We start from the raw sequence: 21,605 nt of genomic DNA on the forward strand, positions 1-21,605 counted from the left end.
ATGGTGTTATGCATCTCTTTTTGCTGTTTTGTTAAGCCCTCTTTGGTAAAGGCGTTACGTGTTTGCCCATCAAACCCTCCAGGAAAATCAATTCTAATATCGCCATGGTCTTTACTTGGGGTGTTATCTAATAGTACTTCCGTACCGTAATACATTTGCGGTATGCCACGTGTGGTTAAAAACAAGGTCATCGCCATTTTTGTTTTGGCTAAATCTTGGCCAAGCTCAGTGTAAACACGGCTCATATCGTGGTTATCGGCAAACACCATAATGTTATTTGTATCAGGGTATAAAAAGTCATTAGCTAACGATTCATATACTTTAACCCAACCCGTGTTCCAGCTTTCATCTTCATTTAGCGCTTGAATTACCGACTCTTGCAACGAAAAGTCCATCACGCTTGGTAAGCTTGATGTATAGCCATCTTGGTTATGCTTGCCACGTTGCCAGTAAGAAGCAATAGCAGGGTTAGACGTCCACTCTTCTCCAACAATATTAAAGTCTGGATACTCTTGCATTATGGCTTTTGTCCAATCACTCAAAAATGCTTTATCTGAGTAAGAGTAGGTATCAACGCGTATGCCGCTCAAATCGGCGTATTCTATCCACCAAATCGCATTTTGAATTAAGTATTCACTTAACAGTGGTTGGCGCTGATTTAAATCAGGCATGGTTTCTACAAACCAGCCATCGTTAAACTGGCGCTTGTCGTATTCACTGGCGTGTGGGTCTTGTATGGTTTGGCGCGCATGGCTGGTGGCATTCTTGCCTTTATTAAACTCACCATTAAAGTTAATCCAATCTTTAGTTGGCTTATCTTTAACCCAAGTATGCTCAGAGCCAAAATGGTTAAGAACCATATCCATTACAAGGCCTATACCCTGCTCTTTTGCTTTTACAGATAACGCTTTGTATAACTGGTTTGAGCCCATTCGTGGGTCAACCTTATAAAAGTCTGTAATTGCATATCCATGATAAGAATAATTAGGCATATTGTTTTCAAGCACAGGCGTCAGCCAAAGCTGTGTTACGCCTAAGTCGTTTAAATAGGGAAGCGCGTTTATAACGCCTTGAATATCACCACCGTGGCGTCCACCTTTTATACTCGGGCTTGCTGCTTCTAACATGCTTGGGACGGTATCGTTTTCTTTATCACCATTAGCAAATCGATCGGGGTTAATTAAATAAAGCGTATCAGCTGATGTAAACCCTTTACGCTGAGCGCTGTTTTTATCTCGCTCAAGAATTGGAAACTCAAAGTTATTGCTCGTTTCGCTGCTATTAAACTTAAGCGTTCCGGCTTTAGCGGCGTCGGTAATGGTAATATTTAAAAATACATAATTTGGATTATCGGTACGGGTTACTTTATTTAACTTAACGCCGCTGTACTTAGCTAATTTAATTTGCTCGTTTGCAATGTTTTGCTCATGAACCATGATGGTAATCGTGTTTTTGTTCATGCCAACCCACCAATTAGCTGGCTCAACGTCAAGTGCGTAGCTAATGGTTGGTAAAGTACAGGCACTAACAAGTAAAAGCTTTTTTAAAAGTTGCATCATCAGGCCTTTTTAATTTTTGCTAAAAAATCTTTATGAGTGGGTAATTGATCTACCGTTGAGGTAATAAGCGTTTTTAGTGTTGAGAATAAATCGTTTAGTTGTTCACTACTGAGTGAGTCAACGATGTTGTTATAATCCTCGGGAATAAGACCTTGTCCAATACACACCTGCTGCCAAGCCACTTCTGCAAATAGCTCGTCGTTTTCGCGCACTACCTTGCCTGTTTGCCTAAATAAATCTATTTTATGAGCTAACGATTGAGGTATATCCATTTGCTTACATTGGCGCCAAAATGGCGAGTCTTCTCGTTCGGTTAATTTGTAATGCAAAATAATGAAGTCGCGAATATGTTCTATTTCAGTAACACTTTGCTTATTAAATTCAGTAACAAGCGCATCACTAATGCCATTATGAGGAAATAACTTAATTAAACGTATAACCGCACTTTGAATTAAATGAATACTGGTAGACTCAAGCGGCTCTAAAAACCCACTTGAAAGCCCCACTGCTACCACATTTTTATGCCATTGCTTTAAGCGTCGCCCAGTTTTAAATTTTATTAAGCGAGGATCTGTTGTAGGTTCACCCGGTAAGTTATTAAGTAAAAGTGCAGTCGCGCCCTCGTCAGATAAATATCGACTGCAGTAAACAAGCCCGTTTCCTGTTCTATTTTGCAACGGTATTTGCCACTGCCAGCCTGCGTTATGTGCAATAGAACGCGTATAAGGCCTTAATTCGTCACTTCCTGTTGATTGCACTGCTACGGCGCTATCGCATGGTAAATAATGCGACCAATCAACAAACCCTGTATTAAGCGTTTGCTCAATTAAAAGTGCACGTTGCCCCGTACAATCTATAAATAAATCCCCCTCTATTTGGCTATTATTATCAAGCGTTAGACTGTTAATTTGGCCTGTATTTGGGCACTGAGTAACACGCTCTATTTTTGCATCGATGTGTTTTACACCGCGTGATAATGCCAGTTTTTTAAGGTACTCAGCATATAAGGTCGCATCAAAATGAAAAGCGTAACTTATCCCAGGTAGCTGTGTATTAGGAATAGCGCTTAGTGGTGCAAACTTGTGCTTTTTAGCTGCTTGGTAATTAAGTGAAAAATCCCATAAAGAATCCTCACTACCACTAATTTGCCCTTTTACCCAAAAGTTATAAAAGTCACAAAACGGAAAGTCTTTACCAAACGAGCCAAACGCATGCATGTAACTATGTGATGGTGTTTTCCAGTTTTCGAACTCAATGCCAAGCTTTATAGAGGCATTAGTAGCATTTATAAAATCTTGTTCATTAATACCTAACGCATTGTTGAGCTGAATAATAGGCGGAATGGTCGCTTCACCAACGCCAATAGTACCAATACTGCTGGATTCTATAAGGGTGATGTTAATTACTTTACCTAACACTTTATTAAGTAGCGCTGCGGCTATCCAACCAGCGGTCCCACCACCCGCAATAACAACGTTTTTTATTGGTTTCATAGTATTGCCCACCTTTACAAGTCAACGCTTTTTTAAGTTTGATAAAATTTAGATAAAGTAGCTATAAAAAAGCCCTTGTAAAATAAATTACAAGGGCTTCTACTACACAACGTTTATTATAGCTTGTAACTAAAGCCCAATAAGAACGTACGACCATAATCTTGGTAGTCACGTACTTGTAGCGCGTTATCGCCACTTAAAGTGGTAAACGGTTCTTCAGTAATATTTTGTACTTGGAAGGTTACATTTAAGCCATCTAAGCTATCAACACCTGCTTCGCCAAAATCAAAGCCCAATTGTGCATCCCAAATTGTTTCACCTTTAATGTCAACTTGAGTTGCAGCAAGGCCTAATCCATTTACATTACCTTTAAAGTCACTACGTTTACGCATACTTGTACGCGCTTGGAAGCCATTACGCTCGTAGTAAACAGTCAAGCTATCAATTTGGTCAGATAGGCCAACAAGTTCATACTCATTCCCATTTTGATCTTCAACGTCTTGTTCAATTCCCGTATGGCTTGCAATTAAACCAAAGCCATCAAGTGAAGAATGAAATACGTTAAACGGTAGCGCAAGAGAAAGCTCGTAACCCCATAGGTCACCGCCGCCGCCATTTACTTTACCATTACCAGTACCTGAAGAAGTTGCTGGTATTTCACCCGTTGCAGGATTAGCTACGCCAGACATATCGACTGCGTATGTACCATCAAATATCCACTGGTTGATATCTTTATAGAAAACCGCAGCAGAGAAGTAACCTTCTGCATTAAAGTAATTTTCGTAGCTGATATCAAAGCCTGTCGCTTCTTTTGGCTCTAGTTTAGGGTTACCACCTGAAATACTCCAAAAGTTGCCATTATCATCTGGTTGTTGACCGTATGATGCATTGATTGACGCATTCATATCATTTAACAATGCGCGTGAAATAGTTTTAGCCGCACCAAAACGTAACGTTTGTTCTTCGTCGATTGCAAACGACAAGTTAATGCTTGGTAAAACGTGGCTATAGTCATGACTTACGTCTGTTGGTGTAACAACTACAAGACCGTCTACTGTGTTAGCAGCTGAACCCTGTGAAGACTGTTCAGTTTTAACATAGCGAACGCCCACATTACCTGTTACCGGAATTGATCCAATTTCTGCGTTAATATCGGCTTGAACAAAGAAGGCAGTTACTTTTTCTTGGACTGTCCACGACTGTGTTTTATGCTTTTGGTCTGTAAGGCTTTCTTGAAGTAAATCATAGTAACCATCGTTTATTAGGGCACGAGTATCGTAGGCAATCATATCGCCCATACCAATGAAGTCTAAGCTAGCTGAACCTAAACGGTACTGCTCTGGAACCGAAACCATACCTGGGTTAGATAGAGAAAAATCTTTAAGTGTTAAAAAATAACCTTCAGATAACTTTGATTTTTCACGGTCACGATAAGACATACCAAATTTAACAGCATTAACGTATTCGTTGTCTAGAATTTTAGTTGCAGCAAGTTTTAACGTGGTTAGTTCATCATTCACTTCTGGCGCATTGATGAAACCATCTTGTGCTGTATTTTGAAATGGTGTGTCAGTTAAACCATATTTGTCATTAAGGGCTTTACTTCCACCCCACGATAACGGGCCACCTAATTGAATTAGGTTATAGTCACTGTAATCTAGCTCATGAGAAAATTGTGCACCTGTATTACCACCATCAAGCATATAACCAATGTTGTCAGCAACACCATTAGCATCACCTCGACCTGTGCCTGAATAACTTTCAATGCTCCATAGCTGACGTTCAACCTCAGAGCGGCTAATATCAAACTCTGTGCTCCAACTGTCGTTAATATCGTATTTTGCATTAAAACCAAACTGCGTTAATTCAGCTTTTCGTTCTTGATGATCGTTACGAACAACAACACGCTGACCTTCAGTCACAGCACTTGTGATAAATCCAGTTTCAGCATCAACTGTTGTTGAATCTGAGCTAATTGAACCTTGACCCCATGCAAATGGAATTTCGATACCGCGTAAAATTTGTTCATCTGAAAAGTCGATATAAAGCGCATCAAACGTCATATTCAATTTATCAGTCGGTGCAGCTTCTAATACAAGCATTGCTGAGTCACGCTCAAGCGTTGAAGAACGTACGTATGGTTTAGCACCACCTAAAATAGAATATGATTGACCATCTTCAGTAGTAAACTCTGGGTAACCCCATGAGTTCCAACGCTTTTCTTGGTTTGGTGAACTCATTGTGTTTAGAGCAAACGCAACACCAATGGTGTCATCTGCAAATTGGTCAATGTATGAAACCGTACCGCGGTAACCTTGATCATCACCGTCTGGATTTAGCTTACCAAAACCAGTTTGCTCAAGTTGACCATTAAACATGATTACACGTTCACCTTTACTTAAAGGTTTAACGGTTTGCATGTCGATAACACCGGCAATGCCTTCAGCTTCGATACTCGCACTTGGTGTTTTATAAACAGTTACGCCGCTCATTATTTCAGATGGGTAAAGGTCGAACTCAACGCCACGGTTATCACCAATTGATACTTGCTCACGACCATTAAATGTAGTGGCACTTTCGTTTTCGCTAAAGCCACGTACACTAACTCGGCTTGCACGGCCATCTAAGCGCTGTGCTGTTAAGCCAGGTAGACGAGCGATAGACTCAGCAATCGACGAATCAGGTAACTTACCGATATCTTCTGCAGAGATAGATTCAACGACTTCTGGTGAAAAACGTTTAGTGTTGATTGATTCTACAATACTGCCACGAAAACCTTTAACTTCGATAACTTCTACGTCATCATTTTTTAATTGTTTTTCTTCCGCTGCAGTTGCTGCAAAACTAGTGATGCCAGCAGCAGCTAACGCCAGAGTTAATATACTTGGTTTGAACATAGACATGATGTTTTCCCGTTACCCATATTGTGATACCCGCTCAATTGTTTAGTGATAGTAAACCGAGGCGAGCTTATTTTGTTGTCAGGATGGATATTAACGCTTGGTTTATTTTATTAACAAGTTTATGCATACGTATTCAAGCCTTATAAAATCAACATAAATTAACATAAACTTCACATGGGACTTAGTAACACACTGTTTTAAATAATATTTATTGGTGCAACGAATTTTATCCGAATATTACAATTATGCAAAATAGCCTAATGATTTAAACCTGCTTTAACAGCTTGTAATTAATAAGAAATAAATTAGATCTATGCATTATTGGCTAAATTTAACTAATAAATATCAATGTGAAATTGGTAAGACCATTACACGCAATCACTATTATAGTGCAATCCAGTAAAAATATGCACTTGCGAGGTGCTATGCCCCATTACTTTTTAATTACATGCAATTGGTAAACAGATTCAATTTAATGGCAACGCTTTCTAAAAACTAAATAAACGCTTTTTGAAGTCACTCAATCGTGCTTATTTTTGTGCATACGTATGCAGTCTTTTTACAGTATCTCGGCCTTCACGTATGCTTTTTGCAAATAACGTGATTTACCATAATCACATATAAGAATTTAAAAAACTGTTTGGAATGACGGAGAAAAGCATGGCCCAAAAGCAGTGGTATAAAGGTGCGGTTATTTATCAAGTTTACCCGCGTAGCTTTCAAGATAGCAACAACGACGGTATTGGTGATTTAAGAGGAATAATTAATCGTATTGATTATATTAAGAGCTTAGGTGTTGATGCTATTTGGATTTCGCCATTTTTTAAATCTCCTATGAAAGATTTTGGTTACGATATTAGTGACTACCGTGATATTGACCCTTTATTTGGCAATTTAAACGACTTCGACGAGCTTATTGATCAAGCACACGACCGCGATATTAAAATTATTATCGACCAGGTGTTAAGCCACACGTCAGATCAACATCAATGGTTTTTAGACAGCCGTGAAAATCAAAATAACGACAAAGCAGATTGGTATGTATGGGCTGACTCTAAAGAAGACGGCACTGCACCAAATAACTGGTTATCAATTTTTGGCGGCGGTGCATGGCAATGGGAACCACGCAGAGGGCAATACTACCTTCATAACTTTTTAACTGAACAACCCGATTTAAATTTTCATAACCCAGATGTTAGAAAAGCAGTGCTAGATAACGTTGAGTTTTGGCTTAAAAAAGGCGTTGATGGTTTTAGACTCGATGCCATTAACTTTTGTTATCATGATGCGCAGCTTCGTGATAACCCTGCAAAACCAAAAGAAAAACGCCAAGGCCGTGGTTTCAGTGAAGACAACCCTTACGCATTTCAATACCACTACTACAATAATACCCAACCTGAAAATATTGAGTTTATGCAAGATATTCGTGCGTTACTTAATAAATACCCAGGCACTGTATCACTAGGTGAAATTTCGTCAGAAGACTCTTTAGCCACTATGGCAGAGTACACACAAGGCGGTGATAAGCTGCATATGGGTTATAGCTTTGAGCTTTTGACTAACGATTATTCAAGTGAGTATATAAGAACAACCGTGCAAACCCTTGAAAAAGGAATGACAGAAGGTTGGCCTTGTTGGGCGTTTAGCAACCACGACGTTGAACGTGTAGCAAGCCGTTGGAGTCAAAATGGCGAAGTTAATTCACAGCAATGTAAAATGCTCACCGCCCTACTCGCATCCTTGCGCGGTAGCGTATGTATGTACCAGGGTGAAGAATTAGGCCTAGGGGAAGCAAACGTAGCCTTTGAGGATTTACAAGATCCGTATGGAATAACCTTTTGGCCAAACTTTAAAGGCCGTGATGGCTGTAGAACGCCGATGCCATGGGATAATGCCGATTTACACCATGCAGGCTTTAGTGGCACTAAGCCATGGCTTCCTGTAGACGAGCAGCATAAGCAGCAATCTGTAAAACAGCAAACACATGATCATGATTCTATTTTAAATGCTTATCGTGAATTTATGGCGTGGCGAAAAACAAAAACCGTGCTACTTGAAGGCGATATTGAATTTATTAACACACATGAGCCTGTACTTGCTTTTTACAGAACATTCGAAAATGAAAAAATGTTGTGTGTTTTTAATTTAAGTGGCGCTGAAGCATCGCTATCAATGCCAACTGAAGTATTAACAGAGTTTAGTGAGCTTAGCCACCACAAAGGCCATGTAACGAACGATCAATTACTATTAGCGCCGTTTGCATGCTATTACGCAAAGTGCTAATTGATGCTAACCGCTAATTAGTTACAAAAAAGCCCATGTAATAACATGGGCTTTTTTTGTAGGTAAATTTAATGGTTATGGGTTTTACTATTGAGGTAATCGGTAAATGCAAACAACACTCCAGACATCACAAAAGTAACGTGGATTATTACTTTCCATAATAGCTCGTCGTTTGAATGCGCCTCTGAATTTATAAACACTTTTAATAGTTCAACAGCCGATATTGCAACGATTGCGCTGATAAGCTTCATTTTCAGCCCTGAAAACCCCACTTTACCCATCCAAGATGGCTTATCTTCATGATTATCTATACCTAGTTTAGACACAAAGTTTTCGTATCCACTAAATATAATAATCAACAATAAGCCAGCAAGTAACGCTGTATCAACCAGCGTCAATATGCCTACTAGTAAATCTTGGCTTGATGCGGTAAAAGTAGCGATCCCCATTAAATAAAGTTGTTTAAAAAACTTTATTAATAACAAAATAACTGCAAACAAAAGGCCTACAAAAAAAGGCGCTAACAACCAACGTCCTTTAAAAATAAACGACTCCAATGCATGCTCTATTTTATTGGTTGATTGAATGTTTTTTTTGGGTGTAACGGGAGTGTTAGGTGTCATTTATTATTCTATGAATTAAAAAAGGCGACATTAACGTATTAATTAAGCTTATACAAATAATTATAAAAAAACGGCTCATAAATAAACTTATCTTTACGATAAATATATTTCGTTATCTTTTATTTAAAATTCGATTAAATTCAGCATACCAACAGAAGCGTTCTGCTTGGACATGTTTGTTTAATAGCAACAATCACCGCTATAAAACCATTTTTTAGGAATAAACGAATGAAAAAAGCATTACTTGCATCACTTACAGCGTCACTATTTGCAGTATATGCAACATACTCAGTAGCAGACGACACACCAGTAGCATCAGCACAAATGGTAAAAGAGTACACTGAGATGTGTGTTAACTGGGCTAAAGACGACGATGTAATGAATGAAGACCTTTACGCGTATGTTTTAAATTGCGTAAATGATGAGCTTGAATCAGAAGGCTATCAAAAAGTAACTTCTGTAAAGATCTAACCCTGACTAAAGGGTATACTTTAAGCCTACATTTAAGACTAGCTATGCTTAGCTAATTGAACAGCCAAAAAGCCGTTGCGAGCACAATTACCAAGCATAAAAAAACCGGAATAGACACATGCTGTGCATTCCGGTTTTTTGTAACTATAAAGTTTTAAAAACGCGCTTTAGTTACTCTTCATCTTTTTTTGCTTTTGCTTTAGGTTTTGCTTTAGCAGGGGCTTTTTTAGCAGCTGCTTTCTTTTTAGGTGCAGCTTTTTTCTTGGCTTCTTCTACCCACTTACCTGCTTCATAATGAGCAGTCCAACCAGTTGCTTTGCCGTCTATCTCAGTCATAACATACTGCGCTTTGTTTTTACGACTGTAGCGCACAACAGCAAGATTACCATCTGGGTCTTGACCTGGTGCGTCCGCTAAATAGTAAAATTTAGGGGATATACGATCTCTAAATCGTTTTAACTCTTCAACCTTAGGAGCTCGAGTTTCACGCGATTTAGGGAATGTATTTGCAGCTAAAAATATACCTGCAGCACCATCACGTAATACAAAATAGGCTTCTGATTTTTCACATTCTAATTCAGGAATATGAACTGGATCTTCTTTAGGCGGAGCAGCTTCACCATTCTTTAGTAACTTACGTGTATTTTTACACTCTTCGTTATTACAGCCAAAGTACTTACCAAAACGTCCAGATTTAAGTTCCATGTCTGAGCCGCATTTATCACACTCAATAATTGGACCGTCGTAGCCTTTAATCTTAAACGTGCCTTGCTCAACAATATGCCCTTTACACGCTGGGTTGTTACCACATACATGTAACTTGCGGGTCTCATCGATTAAATACGAATCCATCGCTGTTTCACAAACGGGACAGCGCTTCATTTGCATTAATTTTTCTGTTTCTTCGTCTTCAACATCAGCGGCAACCGCTTCATCGCCCGACACTAAATTCATAGTAGTAGTACAACGTTCTTTAGGCGGTAAGTTATAACCTGTACACCCTAAGAAAACACCCGTTGATGCCGTGCGGATACCCATTTTACGGCTACAGGTAGGGCACTCTATATCAGTTTCAACCATTTCATTAAGACGCATACCACCTTGTTCTGGTTCGTCTTTTGCAATGGTTAATTGTGTTGAAAAATCAGCGTAAAACTTATCCAGTACTTGCGTCCATACACGTTCACCTTCTGCTATATCATCTAAACGGCCTTCCATTTTTGCTGTGAAATCAAAGTTCATCAAATCGGTAAAGTTTTCAACCAGACGATCGGTTACAATTTCACCCATTTTTTCAGCAAAGAAACGACGGTTTTCTACCCGCACATAGCCACGGTCTTGAATTGTAGAAATGATAGAAGCATAAGTAGATGGACGACCTATTCCTCGTTTTTCTAACTCTTTTACCAAACTTGCCTCACTAAAGCGCGCAGGTGGCTTAGTGAAGTGCTGTTTAGGATCAAGTTCAACAAGTGTTAGTGTTTCGCCCACTGCAACAGCTGGGAGTGATTGATCTTCTTCGTTCTTCTTACGAACAGCTGGTTGCACTTTGGTCCAACCATCAAAACGAAGCACACGCCCTTTTGCCTTAAGCTGAAAATCGTTAGCCGCAACAGTTAAGGTTGTTAAATCGTACTCTGCAGGTACCATTTGGCACGCTACAAATTGACGCCATATTAATTCGTAAAGCTTTTTAGCATCGGCATCTACACCTTCAAGGTGTCCAGACAGCACAGTAACGCTAGAAGGACGAATCGCTTCGTGTGCCTCCTGTGCATTACCTTTAGAGCTGTAGTTAATTGGTTCTTTTGGCAGATATTTTGAGCCAAACTGCTCTGTAACGTATTCACGACACATCTCAACAGCATCTTTCGATAAGTTTGTTGAATCAGTACGCATATAAGTAATATAACCACCTTCGTACAATCGCTGCGCTAGCATCATGGTCTTTTTAACACCATAACCTAAACGTGTACTGGCAGCTTGCTGCATTGTTGATGTGATTAAAGGTGCACTTGGGCGACTTTTACTCGGTTTTTCTTCAACATTAACAACTTTATATTCGGCACTCTCAAGGCTTTTTACCGCCTCTTTGATCTGTGCTTCATTTACAGGTTTAAATGGCTTGTCTGCTTGTTTAGTGACTTCTAAACGCAGGTCAGACTCGCTATTTTTAACATCTGCATGAATATCCCAGAACTCTTCTGGAATAAACGCTTTTATTTCACGCTCACGCTCTACAAGTAATCGCACTGCAACTGACTGTACTCGCCCTGCAGATAAACCACGCGCTACTTTTGCCCACAGAAGCGGCGATACCATAAAGCCCACAACACGGTCTAAAAAGCGACGAGTTTGCTGAGCAAATACCATGTCAGTATTTAGCTCACACGGTGTTTCAAACGCTTGCTGAATGGCATTTTTAGTAATTTCGTTAAAAACAACGCGTTTGTATTTTTCTGGTTCACCACCGATGATTTCTTGAAGGTGCCAAGCAATTGCTTCCCCTTCTCTATCCAAATCCGTTGCGAGGTATATTTGGTCTGCTTTTTCGGCCAGCTTTTGTAATTCTTGAACAACCTTTTCTTTACCCGGTAGGATTTCGTAATGAGGCTGCCAGCCTTTTTCAGGATCAATCCCCATACGTGCAACCAAGTTTGTGTAATCTCGTTGCTGTTTATAAGCTGCTTTCTCATCCGGTGGCATTTTACGCACTTCTGCTGGCGTTTTAGTTGCCGGCACTTTTGCTTTGCTCGAACCTGAGGTAGGTAAGTCTCGTACATGTCCAATACTGGACTTTACGATAAAGTCATTACCTAAGTATTTATTAATTGTTTTAGCCTTAGCAGGTGACTCTACAATTACTAGCGATTTGCCCATAGTTGCCTATTTCTAACCAAATATTGAAAATGTGTTTACCGCATTAGCGGTGCGAATATTTATAGGTATATCTACAAACACTAGTTGTTACAAGCTTTTAATACAAACTTTTCAGTATTTACTGAATAAACGAACAATTTTTGTTGCTAATTTAGACAAACTGGTGTTTTTAGAATAATTGCTGTGGAATATATAGAACACAAAGAAAAATGCCAACCTAAAGGTTGGCATTTTTTACTATAACTTAAACATCATCGAAAATTGTGATGCCTGTCGAGACCGTTTTACTGGCCCCTAGTTGGTTTTCAAATTCAAAAGTAATACTTAAAACCCCACTTGTTTGGTCGTTACCATCAGTCTCTCGTGAAATTAATACATCCGAGTACATCGGTTTATCTGTGTTGGTATTAGGAATTGTTTCACTGTGACTAATAATTGACAGATCGCCATTGCTCGTTGTTAAAGACACTACTGTATTTGCAGGTAGTGGATTACCAAATTCATCTGTGTAGTGAATACGAACAGCCATTGATGTTAAACCAATGTCCACGGTAAGTGTTTCAGGGTCTGTTTCGTCAGGGTCATTAGGATCGAAATCTGGGTTATCGATTTCAACATTGTTGACAGAAAGGTCTATTGCAGCAACATCACAACGCTCAGTTACATCGGACTCTTCTAACTCTACAAAAATTCTGTTACCAGATACTGAGCTTGAACAATCCGCAGGAACAAATACTTCAAATGGTGCTGGTAATGCATCCGTTTTAACCACAGAGAAACGTACATATGGTTCATCGCCTGACATAACTAACTCAATGTTTTTACGAACCTCAACCAACTCACGTGAACATTCGCCTGCAGCATTTGCAGCTTCACTACATAATAATCCATTGTAGAGGCCGTCAGCGGCATCGTAGATACCATCGTTGTCTAAGTCACGCCACGTTTCGTTATGACCACCACGTGAGTTTAACTCTGAACACGCATCTGATACAGGGTCGTAATCATCGCCGCGTGCATCACTACAATCCGCTTTATCAAAGCTGATATTTTCGTTGTGATCAATAAAGGCTTCAGGTAAGTCGTAGCTAGCGTAGTACTCGCCAATATCAAATAAACCATTCGTACGCTTTATATCATCAGTTGATTGCTCATCAACAAAATTCTCTTGACCTTTAGTAACTGCAAGCACACTTACGCGCCCGCCCATTACTACGCCATTTTCGTCATTTTTAGCGCGGATAATACCATTAATACACGGTGCAGCTGCGCCGAAATAAGGGTCACAGTTAATTTGGCCTGTTTTAGGGTTTATACCCTCAGTTGTGGACGCATTACCGTCAATATCGCCTATTCTGTTACCCCATTTGTAATCTTCAAATGGGCGGTCACCTTGAGAGCGCCATGTAACAACACAGGTTGCATCGGTTGTTTTACATGTTTCTTCGTTGCTTGAAGAACCAACCACACCGGCTTCTGAAAGCACTGTGGCTTCAACACCGTCACCGTTGTAATTATTAAACTGGTCACCAAAAAATACAGTTAAATCGGTTATGATACCGTTGTAGTAAAGCGAGTTAGTGTTAAATGTTGTTGGGCTTAAATCAAAGCTGTTTTGGTCAGTTACACCCGAGGCAAGTGTAAGCTGAGCAGAAACAGAACTAATTTGCTCAGAAAGTGGGATCAGGTTTAATGTACCCTCTGGGCAAATTTCATTGCTAGGATCAGTTTGGCACAATTGGAAGTCATCAACCCAACACGTTAAATCATCACCCTCTGGAAGTGCTTTAACATCGTCTTTAGACACATAACACGCTTTCACAACTAAAGGCCCAGGCACAATACCTGACGTTACTGTCGTTTGTACCAAACCTTCGTTATCTGTGTTGCCACTGGTAAGCGTTAAATTTGCAGCGCCTACCGAATCTGTTAGTTTAAAGTCAATTCTTTGCTGTGAAGACGCTATATTGTCAGCATCTAAAAGTTTAAAAGTAACGATTGATTGAGTTGGTAGGCCACCTTCGCCTGGTGGAAGCGCAATAAATGTTTCGCTTACATCCACAAATTGAATAGACTGTACTGCAGAACTTTCCACGGGTATAACCGTTGATTCAGTAAAGTTTTGTCCGCCTGTTTCAACAGTGATAGTAACATCATCGTCAATTTTACACCCTGTTGCTCTGTAAGTTGCTGTAGCAATACCATTTGACGATTTTACGCTGTCATCAATGACTGACTCACCAGCAATCGCACAGGTAGAGCTAAATTCAACGTCAGTAGCCGTTAAGTATAAATTACCATCTTCGTCTGTAAGCGTTACTTCAATTACAGTACTACCACCTGCTTTAAGTGGTATTACACTACCGTCATCATTGGTGTTCAAGCCGTTATCAACGCTAAGCGTTAAATTTGCAATACCCACTGCAAAGTTTAAAGATGCACTTTCATCGAGAGCAGTTGCTGTAACGGTTCCTGCGCCACCAGTATTGCCCGGTTGCAGCTTCAATAATGCAATACCAAAGTTATCAGTTAAAGCAGTGCCCGATGAAGGTAAAATTGTACCTAAATTAGTTTCAATATTTACGAGTGCGTTTTTACTGCCTTCGCCACTTTGTTCATTAGTGACTTCTACAAATAGCTCACCCAATTCAGAAGATGAAATACTGTTGGTCACAGTACAACCAGATGCTGCAGATAAAGGGTCTAATTTAACATTGCTTCGGTTATCATCCCAATCAGCATTACAGCCTGTTAGTAGTTTAATAGATACCGAAAATTGCGCTTCATCTTGCGCTGCACCATCACCCGATGAGTAAAAGACAGCCGTGTTGCTAACGCTCGTACCACTTGCCGGAGCGTAACTTGCTACAACTTGGCCAGCACCCGTTGCAACACCACTGCCCAAAGTGACGCGAGCTTCGCCTGAGTCATCAGTAATTGCAGTGCCAAGCTCTGGCGTTATAACGCCCGTAAAATTGGTATTAAAAGAAATGAGTTTATCCGCAACAGCAACACCATCTGATTTAAGTGTAGCAACAACAACACCAACGTTATCCGCAGTTACTGGGTTAGCACTGGTAAATTTATCACCATTTTGGTCAACAATTTGGACTTCTAACGTTGTTGAGCCACTCACACCCGTGTCGTCACCTTGGCCACCTGTTGATTGAAATGCAAACGTGGCTGTATACGTTTCATCATCGCCATTGTAGGTGGCAGTAACTTCACCAGCGCCTGCCTCAGAGCCTGCACTTAACTCGATTGTTGCTATGCCATCGTTTTGTGTCAGGGCTGAATCAGGGTTTAAAACCCCTATATCGTCAGCCAACGTAAAGGTAATGCGTTTACCAGCAACAACAGCGCCATCATTGTCTTTTAGGGTTGCACGTAAATCTAATGCCGCAGTATTCGTCACGCTATTTGATTTAGTTGCGTCTGCTTGAGAGTACCCTTGTAGCGTTAACGTGTAAGTTGTTGTATCTGTGTCCGTATCAGTGTCACCAACTGTACCGCTTTTTTCAATTGATCCACCGCCACCACAGGCTGTGAGTAATAAACTGAGCAATAAAATGCCGAGTAGTCGCATTAAAGGCATGAACCTCTCCCTAGCGTTGTTATTATTAACAATATGTTGTTTACCTCATATTAACCTATAACTTAGTCTAAAATCACAGTTTTTTATTACTTTTTTGTACAAAAATATTTCGTGTAAATACTAATTTTTTCTGTAGTAAATAATTTCTTACTGGTAGTCTATGGCAAATTTATAAAAAGTAGATTCGGTGTATGTCAAAAATCGGTACGTTAAGTTTAACTACTCGCATCATGATTGGTATGGTGCTTGGTGTTACAGTTGGTTTTATATTTCAAGCAATCTTAGCTGGTCAAGACGATTATCTAATCCCTCTTGGATTATTCTCTTTGCCAATTAAAGCCTTTTTTGTTGACGGTATTTTTCATGTGGGTGGGCAAATTTTTATTGCTAGCCTAAAAATGCTCGTTGTCCCTCTTGTTTTTGTGTCCTTGGTATGTGGTACCTGCAGCTTAAGCGACCCTAAAAAATTAGGACGATTAGGTGGCAAATCGATTGGCTTGTATTTGATTACAACTGCAATCGCTATAACGGTGGCTATGACACTTGCCTTATTATTTAACCCAGGTGAAGGCATAGGCTTGCCATCTCAAGCAAGTTACGATGCGAAGGAAGCTCCGACCCTCGCTCGTGTTATTATTGATATGTTTCCAACCAACCCGTTTGAAGCAATGGCAAAAGGCAATATGTTACAAGTGATTGTATTTGCATTGCTATTTGGTATTGCTATGGCATTAAGTGGCTCAGCAGGTAAACGTGTTGCAGCCGTTTTTGAAGATTTAAACACCGTTATCTTAAAGTTAGTAACGTTACTAATGAACATTGCCCCTTACGGTGTGTTCTTTTTAATGGCCAAACTATTTACTACGATTGAACTTAATTTGATTGTAAGTTTAGCTAAATACTTTGGTGTTGTTGTATTAGCGCTATTGTTTCATGCCTTTGTAAACTACACCTTATTATTAAAGCTCTTAACCGGCTTAAACCCTGCCACTTTCTTAGCAAAAATGAAACACACGTGTTTATTTGCCTTTAGCACATCAAGCTCTAGTGCAACCATGCCAATTACACTTGAAACTGCAACTAAAAAGTTAGGTGCTAGTAATTCTGTCGCATCATTTACTATTCCGCTAGGTGCAACTATTAACATGGACGGTACTGCAATCATGCAAGGTGTTGCTACGGTATTTATTGCACAGGTTTTTGCAGTAGATTTAACGGTATCCGATTACTTAATGGTAATATTAACAGCTACGCTTGCGTCTGTAGGAACGGCGGGTGTACCAGGCGTTGGTTTAATTATGCTAGCAATGGTGCTTAACCAAGTTGGTTTACCGGTAGAAGGTATCGCCATAATTATTGGTGTAGACAGACTATTAGATATGACTCGTACTGCTGTAAATGTTACAGGCGACTGTATGGTTACTTGCGCGGTTGCTAAAAGCGAAGGTGAGTTAGATGAAGCTATATTTAACGACCCTAACGCTGCAAAAGATTTAGAGGATTACCATAAGTCGATTGACTAATGGCCATGCAGTTTTAAAGCTATAAAAAACCCTGATAGTTATCAGGGTTTTTTATGCGTAACACTTTATGCCGTACTTAAGGATTTAGTGTTTTAAACTTAGACAGCAAGTTTATGCCTATTTTATTAACGCCACTACTTAATCCAAGCGCAAATTTATCGCTTAGTCCTTTTTTTACTTTGTATTTTATTTTGTATATTTGACGTTCGCTTTGCTGTTCAAGTAATGCATCGTCGCTTGTTTTAATTACGTCAACTAATCCTTTTTCTATTGCTTGCGTTGCAAACCAATGTTCACCCGTTGCAACTTGGTCTATATTTAAACTTGGGCGCTGTGAACTAACAAACGTTTTAAATAAATCATGAGTTTGTTCAATTTCATCTCTAAATTTTTCACGCGCTTTGTCTGTGTTTTCACCAAACAAGGTCAAGGTTCGTTTGAATTCTCCTGCGGTAATTTGTTCAAACTCAACATCATTCTTTTTCAAGATTTTATTAAAATTTGGAATTTGTGCTATCACACCAATTGAGCCAACTATTGCGAAAGGCGCTGCCAATATTTCATCAGCTACACAAGCCATCATGTAACCACCACTCGCTGCTACCTTATCGATTGACACACTCAGTGGTATACCTGCCGATTTAATGCGTTGCAATTGCGATGCAGCAAGCCCATAGCCATGGACTACCCCACCACCACTTTCTAAGCGAATGAGGACTTTATCTTTTTTAGGGTCTGCAATTGAAATAATTGCCGTAATTTCTTCTCTTAAACTTTCAACTTCATGTGCATCCATGCTGCCAATAAAATCAACAACATAAAGGCGAGGTTTTGAGCCTTCTTTATCTGACTTTTTGTCGAGCGCTTTTCGCTCTTTATCGTGCGCTTTAAGTTCTTTTTTACTTAATGTATTTAGTAAAAAATCCTCTTTAAGCTCACTCAACTGAGCCGACACATCATCAATTTGTATTTCACCCTTTTTTGCTTTTGGCCTCACAGTAGCGCCAACAAGCATCATTAAAATAACTCCTATTGCAATAACAAAGGTAACTGTTTTGGCGAAAAACAAACCGTACTCGTATAAAAATTCCAACTGCTTTCTCCGATTTTAAATTTACGCTAATTTATCATGCTTTTAAGCAAAAAAAAGCCACTTTAAAGTGGCTTTGTACTAGATATATTTTAGAGTGTATATTTAATCAGTAACAACATCACTGTTTGTTACTAATAACATACGACCGCGCGTTGCTAAATAAACAGCAACTTGCATTTGCATTTCAGCATTTGCAGCAGCACTCCCCTCTACAGTAGAAGACTGAGCAGCATCTTGAGCAGGTGTTAAAATAGAACCATGATGGCCCTTAGAAAATTTAACTAAGTAGCTAACCGGTGCTTCTGTCATTGCTTGCGTTGTACTTACCGTTTCTAATCCCATAAAGTTAGCAAGTGGAATTGTACCAGAAATAGGATTGTTAGCTGCCATTGGTGGAATAACTTGATCTGGCTTGTTTTCACCGCCGTCGCCCACTACAACATTCGTATAAACAGGTGTACCTAACGCTTGTACCGCTGCTGCGTAATTAGTTGGATCGCCGCTATCTAATGCTGTTTGAGAAGCAAACGCAAACTGCGTAAACACGCCTTGGATATTAGTAAGCTTAGCTGTTTCGCCTGCCGTTGTTATAGAAGTAATATACTCGTTATAACCACACGTTAAATATGCTTCCATATCTGGCAACTCAGCACCACAGTTAGAAACAGCATCACCTTGCAAGAAGGCATTAAATTCATCAGCTTCAGTCGTACCAGCTTGAGAAAGTACAGAGCCTTGAATAAACGGACCAAATGCTGCTGATTCTAATAAGAAGCTAGCTATACCACCGCCGCCACTTGCCAGAGCCACTGTATTTACATTAAATAATGGGTCAACAGTAGGCGCTAATGGATTATTAGCCTGTGCAATAAATGCAGGAGCAACAATAGAACCCAATGAATGCCCTATGTATGTTACATCTTGGCTGTTAATAGTTGCATCTTGTAAAAAGTTTAAGCCTAAACGTAAACCTAATAAATCAGCTGCTGATTGGCGTAAGCTATCACGTGCAACTAATAAAGAGCTTAAATTCATGTAGCTAAGTACTGAACCGGTCGTTGCATTAAAGTCATCGTTGCCGTCACCGTCTACATCAACACCACGTTCACCATGACGAGGGTGATCTATTGCAACCGTTGCAAAACCTTGAATTGAAAGTTGAGCCGTTAGTGCAAGCATACTCTCTTTATTAGTTGTAATACCGTGTTGCATCATAACAACAGGCCAACCGCCTTCAGGCATCTCAATTGCTGGCAACTGTAACTGTGCACGTACACCGTTAATGATTGGTAAAATTGGCTTTGTCACCTGTACTGGTACATTAGCCATACTTTGTACTTTAGGGATTGAGTTATATTTTGTTAAATGACGTGTGCTATCGATACCTAGGTCACGTAACTGTCCACCACTAAGCGCTGAACATAACCCATCATTTTCACTGATAGGATCAGTTGGGAATGCATCACCTGCAACCGCTTTGTAACCTTGAAGTGCTACAGCGTTATCACACATACCTTGCCAGTATGTATCGTTTAAATCGCTAATATCTGTGCCAGTTGGCGTACCAAGATACATAGGTAACATAATGCTACCTTTTTGATATTGAACGCCTGAAAACGCAGCAGATACTGTTACACCCTGAGATGCAAACACTTGTTGCACATTGACCATAGGTTGTTCAGGTACTTGCAATGCTGGTGTAGGCAAAGCATCGTTTTGTAAACTTGCAGCCAGTAAGTTTTTAATTGTGCCAAGTACTGGACCCGCTGACTGAATCGTCATCGCGCCAGAAAAAATAATATCTTGCTTTGAAATATCCCCAGAGCTCACAACTACGTTCTCGTAACTATTAACTGCACCTTGTAATGCAAGTTGAGAATCAGTAATTAATGGCGCTTCTTGCTTAACTAAGCCATAAGTAGATGACGGCGCAATAGAACGCCCCATAGAATCTTTAAGGCCTGTGGTTAATACATTGATGTACGAACTACCTGCTTTAAAAGGCTTAAGAGGGATAATAGCGACAGCATTTTCTGAAGCTTGAGTAACAAAATCAACACCGAATGTTAATTCGCCAACAAGCTTACAAGCTGCACCAGCTGGAGCAACAGAACATTCTGCATCTGTCAGGCTTGCGCCCATTATTACTTCAAAAATTCTTACGCTACCAGGTGTTCCAGCTGACGCTTCATCAAGTGAAACATTTGGTGGAAATGTCAAATCAACTTTATAAGGAACTTGAGACGACCAGCCGTCCAGTGCGCCTAATGCTAACTGAGGATCAGCATATGCAGCACGCGGGATAGATACATTGTCGTCATCTAATTCACCTGGGATATTTAAAGTACCATCTTGGGTACCGCTCATTAATAAATCATTGGGAACAGAAATTACACCGTTAGCCGGGTCAAAGCTAACCGTGGCCATAGGTACAACTGTAGCGGTTTCATTCTTAACATCTTCTAACGTTTCTCCGCCGCCACAACCTGCTAAAGCAGCAGTGACCGAGAGTGAAAGTAGCATTTTCTTCATATTGGTGACTCCGAACATATTTTATTTTTATAGTGTGTTTAATCAGTGTATCAAGTTAAAACAATGTAATCAGATTATTAATGAGACATTAGACCAGTTAAACTTAACGTAAAGTTTCTTTTTTCGCCACCTAATTTTTCAATAAATTCGATTACTTGTCGAATTGCTATGTTAAAATCAGAAAAAATCTATCAATTGGTACTTTTATGCACACTTATCAAGCAGCTGAAAATGCATTAAACGATAAAGTTATTTTAATCACTGGCGCAGGCGATGGTATTGGCCGGGTAGCAGCCACTACTTATGCAAAGCATGGTGCGACTGTTATTTTATTAGGTAAAACAACAAATAAACTTGAATGCGTATACGATGAAATTGTGAATGCAGGTTACCCAAAACCTGCGATTGTGCCAATGGATTTAAAAGGCGCAACAAAACAAAATTATCGTGATCTTGCTGCAACTATTGAGAATCAGTTTGGTCGTTTAGACGGACTTTTAAATAATGCTGGCATATTAGGCTCTCTAGGGCCACTAGAACATTTTTGTTCATCTACGTTTGAGAACATCATGAAAGTTAACGTGACAGCTCAAGCAATGATCACCAAAGCATTATTCCCCGTGATGCGTAAATCAGACAATGCTTCTATT

12 protein-coding genes are annotated in these 21,605 nt (G+C 39.8%); 4 read left to right on the forward strand and 8 right to left on the reverse strand.

Annotated elements, in window-relative coordinates; genetic code table 11:
- The 3 genes from BCG07_RS02685 to BCG07_RS02695 form a co-directional block, all read right to left on the reverse strand.
- A partial coding sequence (locus BCG07_RS02685) for an alpha-amylase family glycosyl hydrolase (protein ID WP_286888495.1) occupies positions 1-1,559 on the reverse strand: 1,559 nt, incomplete at its 3' end.
- A complete protein-coding gene (locus tag BCG07_RS02690; RefSeq protein WP_138740748.1) occupies positions 1,559-3,052 on the reverse strand; it encodes a tryptophan halogenase family protein in 1,494 nt (497 codons plus the stop codon). The genes BCG07_RS02690 and BCG07_RS02685, both read right to left, overlap by 1 nt.
- Before the next feature lie 116 nt (positions 3,053-3,168).
- Complete coding sequence (locus BCG07_RS02695; protein ID WP_006792153.1) at positions 3,169-5,955, reverse strand: TonB-dependent receptor; 2,787 nt, start codon at positions 5,953-5,955, stop codon at positions 3,169-3,171.
- Between the two features lie 660 nt (positions 5,956-6,615).
- On the opposite strand from BCG07_RS02695, the gene BCG07_RS02700 reads away from it, so the two are divergent.
- Positions 6,616-8,238 carry an alpha-glucosidase family protein gene (locus BCG07_RS02700; protein WP_286888498.1) on the forward strand — a complete coding sequence of 541 codons (1,623 nt, stop codon included), beginning with the start codon at positions 6,616-6,618 and terminating at the stop codon, positions 8,236-8,238.
- Between the two features lie 68 nt (positions 8,239-8,306).
- Here the strand turns inward: BCG07_RS02700 and BCG07_RS02705 are convergent, their stop codons facing one another.
- Positions 8,307-8,861, reverse strand: coding sequence for a TIGR00645 family protein (locus tag BCG07_RS02705; protein ID WP_010557473.1), 555 nt, complete (start codon positions 8,859-8,861; stop codon positions 8,307-8,309).
- A gap of 228 nt (positions 8,862-9,089) precedes the next feature.
- On the opposite strand from BCG07_RS02705, the gene BCG07_RS02710 reads away from it, so the two are divergent.
- Entirely contained in the window at positions 9,090-9,332 is a 243-nt protein-coding gene (locus tag BCG07_RS02710) for a hypothetical protein (RefSeq protein WP_006792156.1), read from the forward strand.
- Positions 9,333-9,503: 171 nt separating this feature from the next.
- On the opposite strand, the gene topA is transcribed toward BCG07_RS02710, so the two are convergent.
- Complete coding sequence (gene topA / locus BCG07_RS02715; RefSeq protein ID WP_286888500.1) at positions 9,504-12,212, reverse strand: type I DNA topoisomerase; 2,709 nt, start codon at positions 12,210-12,212, stop codon at positions 9,504-9,506.
- Between the two features lie 244 nt (positions 12,213-12,456).
- On the reverse strand, positions 12,457-15,807 hold the full coding sequence (locus tag BCG07_RS02720; protein WP_286888502.1) for an autotransporter outer membrane beta-barrel domain-containing protein: 3,351 nt from the start codon (positions 15,805-15,807) through the stop codon (positions 12,457-12,459).
- Between the two features lie 191 nt (positions 15,808-15,998).
- Between BCG07_RS02720 and BCG07_RS02725 the strand changes: the two genes are divergently transcribed.
- Positions 15,999-17,330: a dicarboxylate/amino acid:cation symporter gene (locus BCG07_RS02725; RefSeq protein ID WP_008131535.1), complete on the forward strand. Its 1,332-nt coding sequence runs from the start codon at positions 15,999-16,001 to the stop codon at positions 17,328-17,330.
- Positions 17,331-17,406: 76 nt separating this feature from the next.
- Here the strand turns inward: BCG07_RS02725 and sohB are convergent, their stop codons facing one another.
- On the reverse strand, positions 17,407-18,423 hold the full coding sequence (gene sohB, locus BCG07_RS02730; RefSeq protein ID WP_286888504.1) for a protease SohB: 1,017 nt from the start codon (positions 18,421-18,423) through the stop codon (positions 17,407-17,409).
- Positions 18,424-18,525: 102 nt separating this feature from the next.
- Entirely contained in the window at positions 18,526-20,955 is a 2,430-nt protein-coding gene (locus BCG07_RS02735; protein ID WP_286888506.1) for a VolA/Pla-1 family phospholipase, read from the reverse strand.
- Between the two features lie 206 nt (positions 20,956-21,161).
- Here BCG07_RS02735 and BCG07_RS02740 point away from each other — a divergent pair.
- On the forward strand, positions 21,162-21,605 hold a 444-nt coding region (locus tag BCG07_RS02740; RefSeq protein ID WP_286888508.1), incomplete at its 3' end, for an SDR family NAD(P)-dependent oxidoreductase.

It is taken from the genome of Pseudoalteromonas sp. ESRF-bin5 (assembly GCF_002632075.1).
Classification (GTDB): Bacteria; Pseudomonadota; Gammaproteobacteria; order Enterobacterales; family Alteromonadaceae; genus Pseudoalteromonas; species Pseudoalteromonas marina.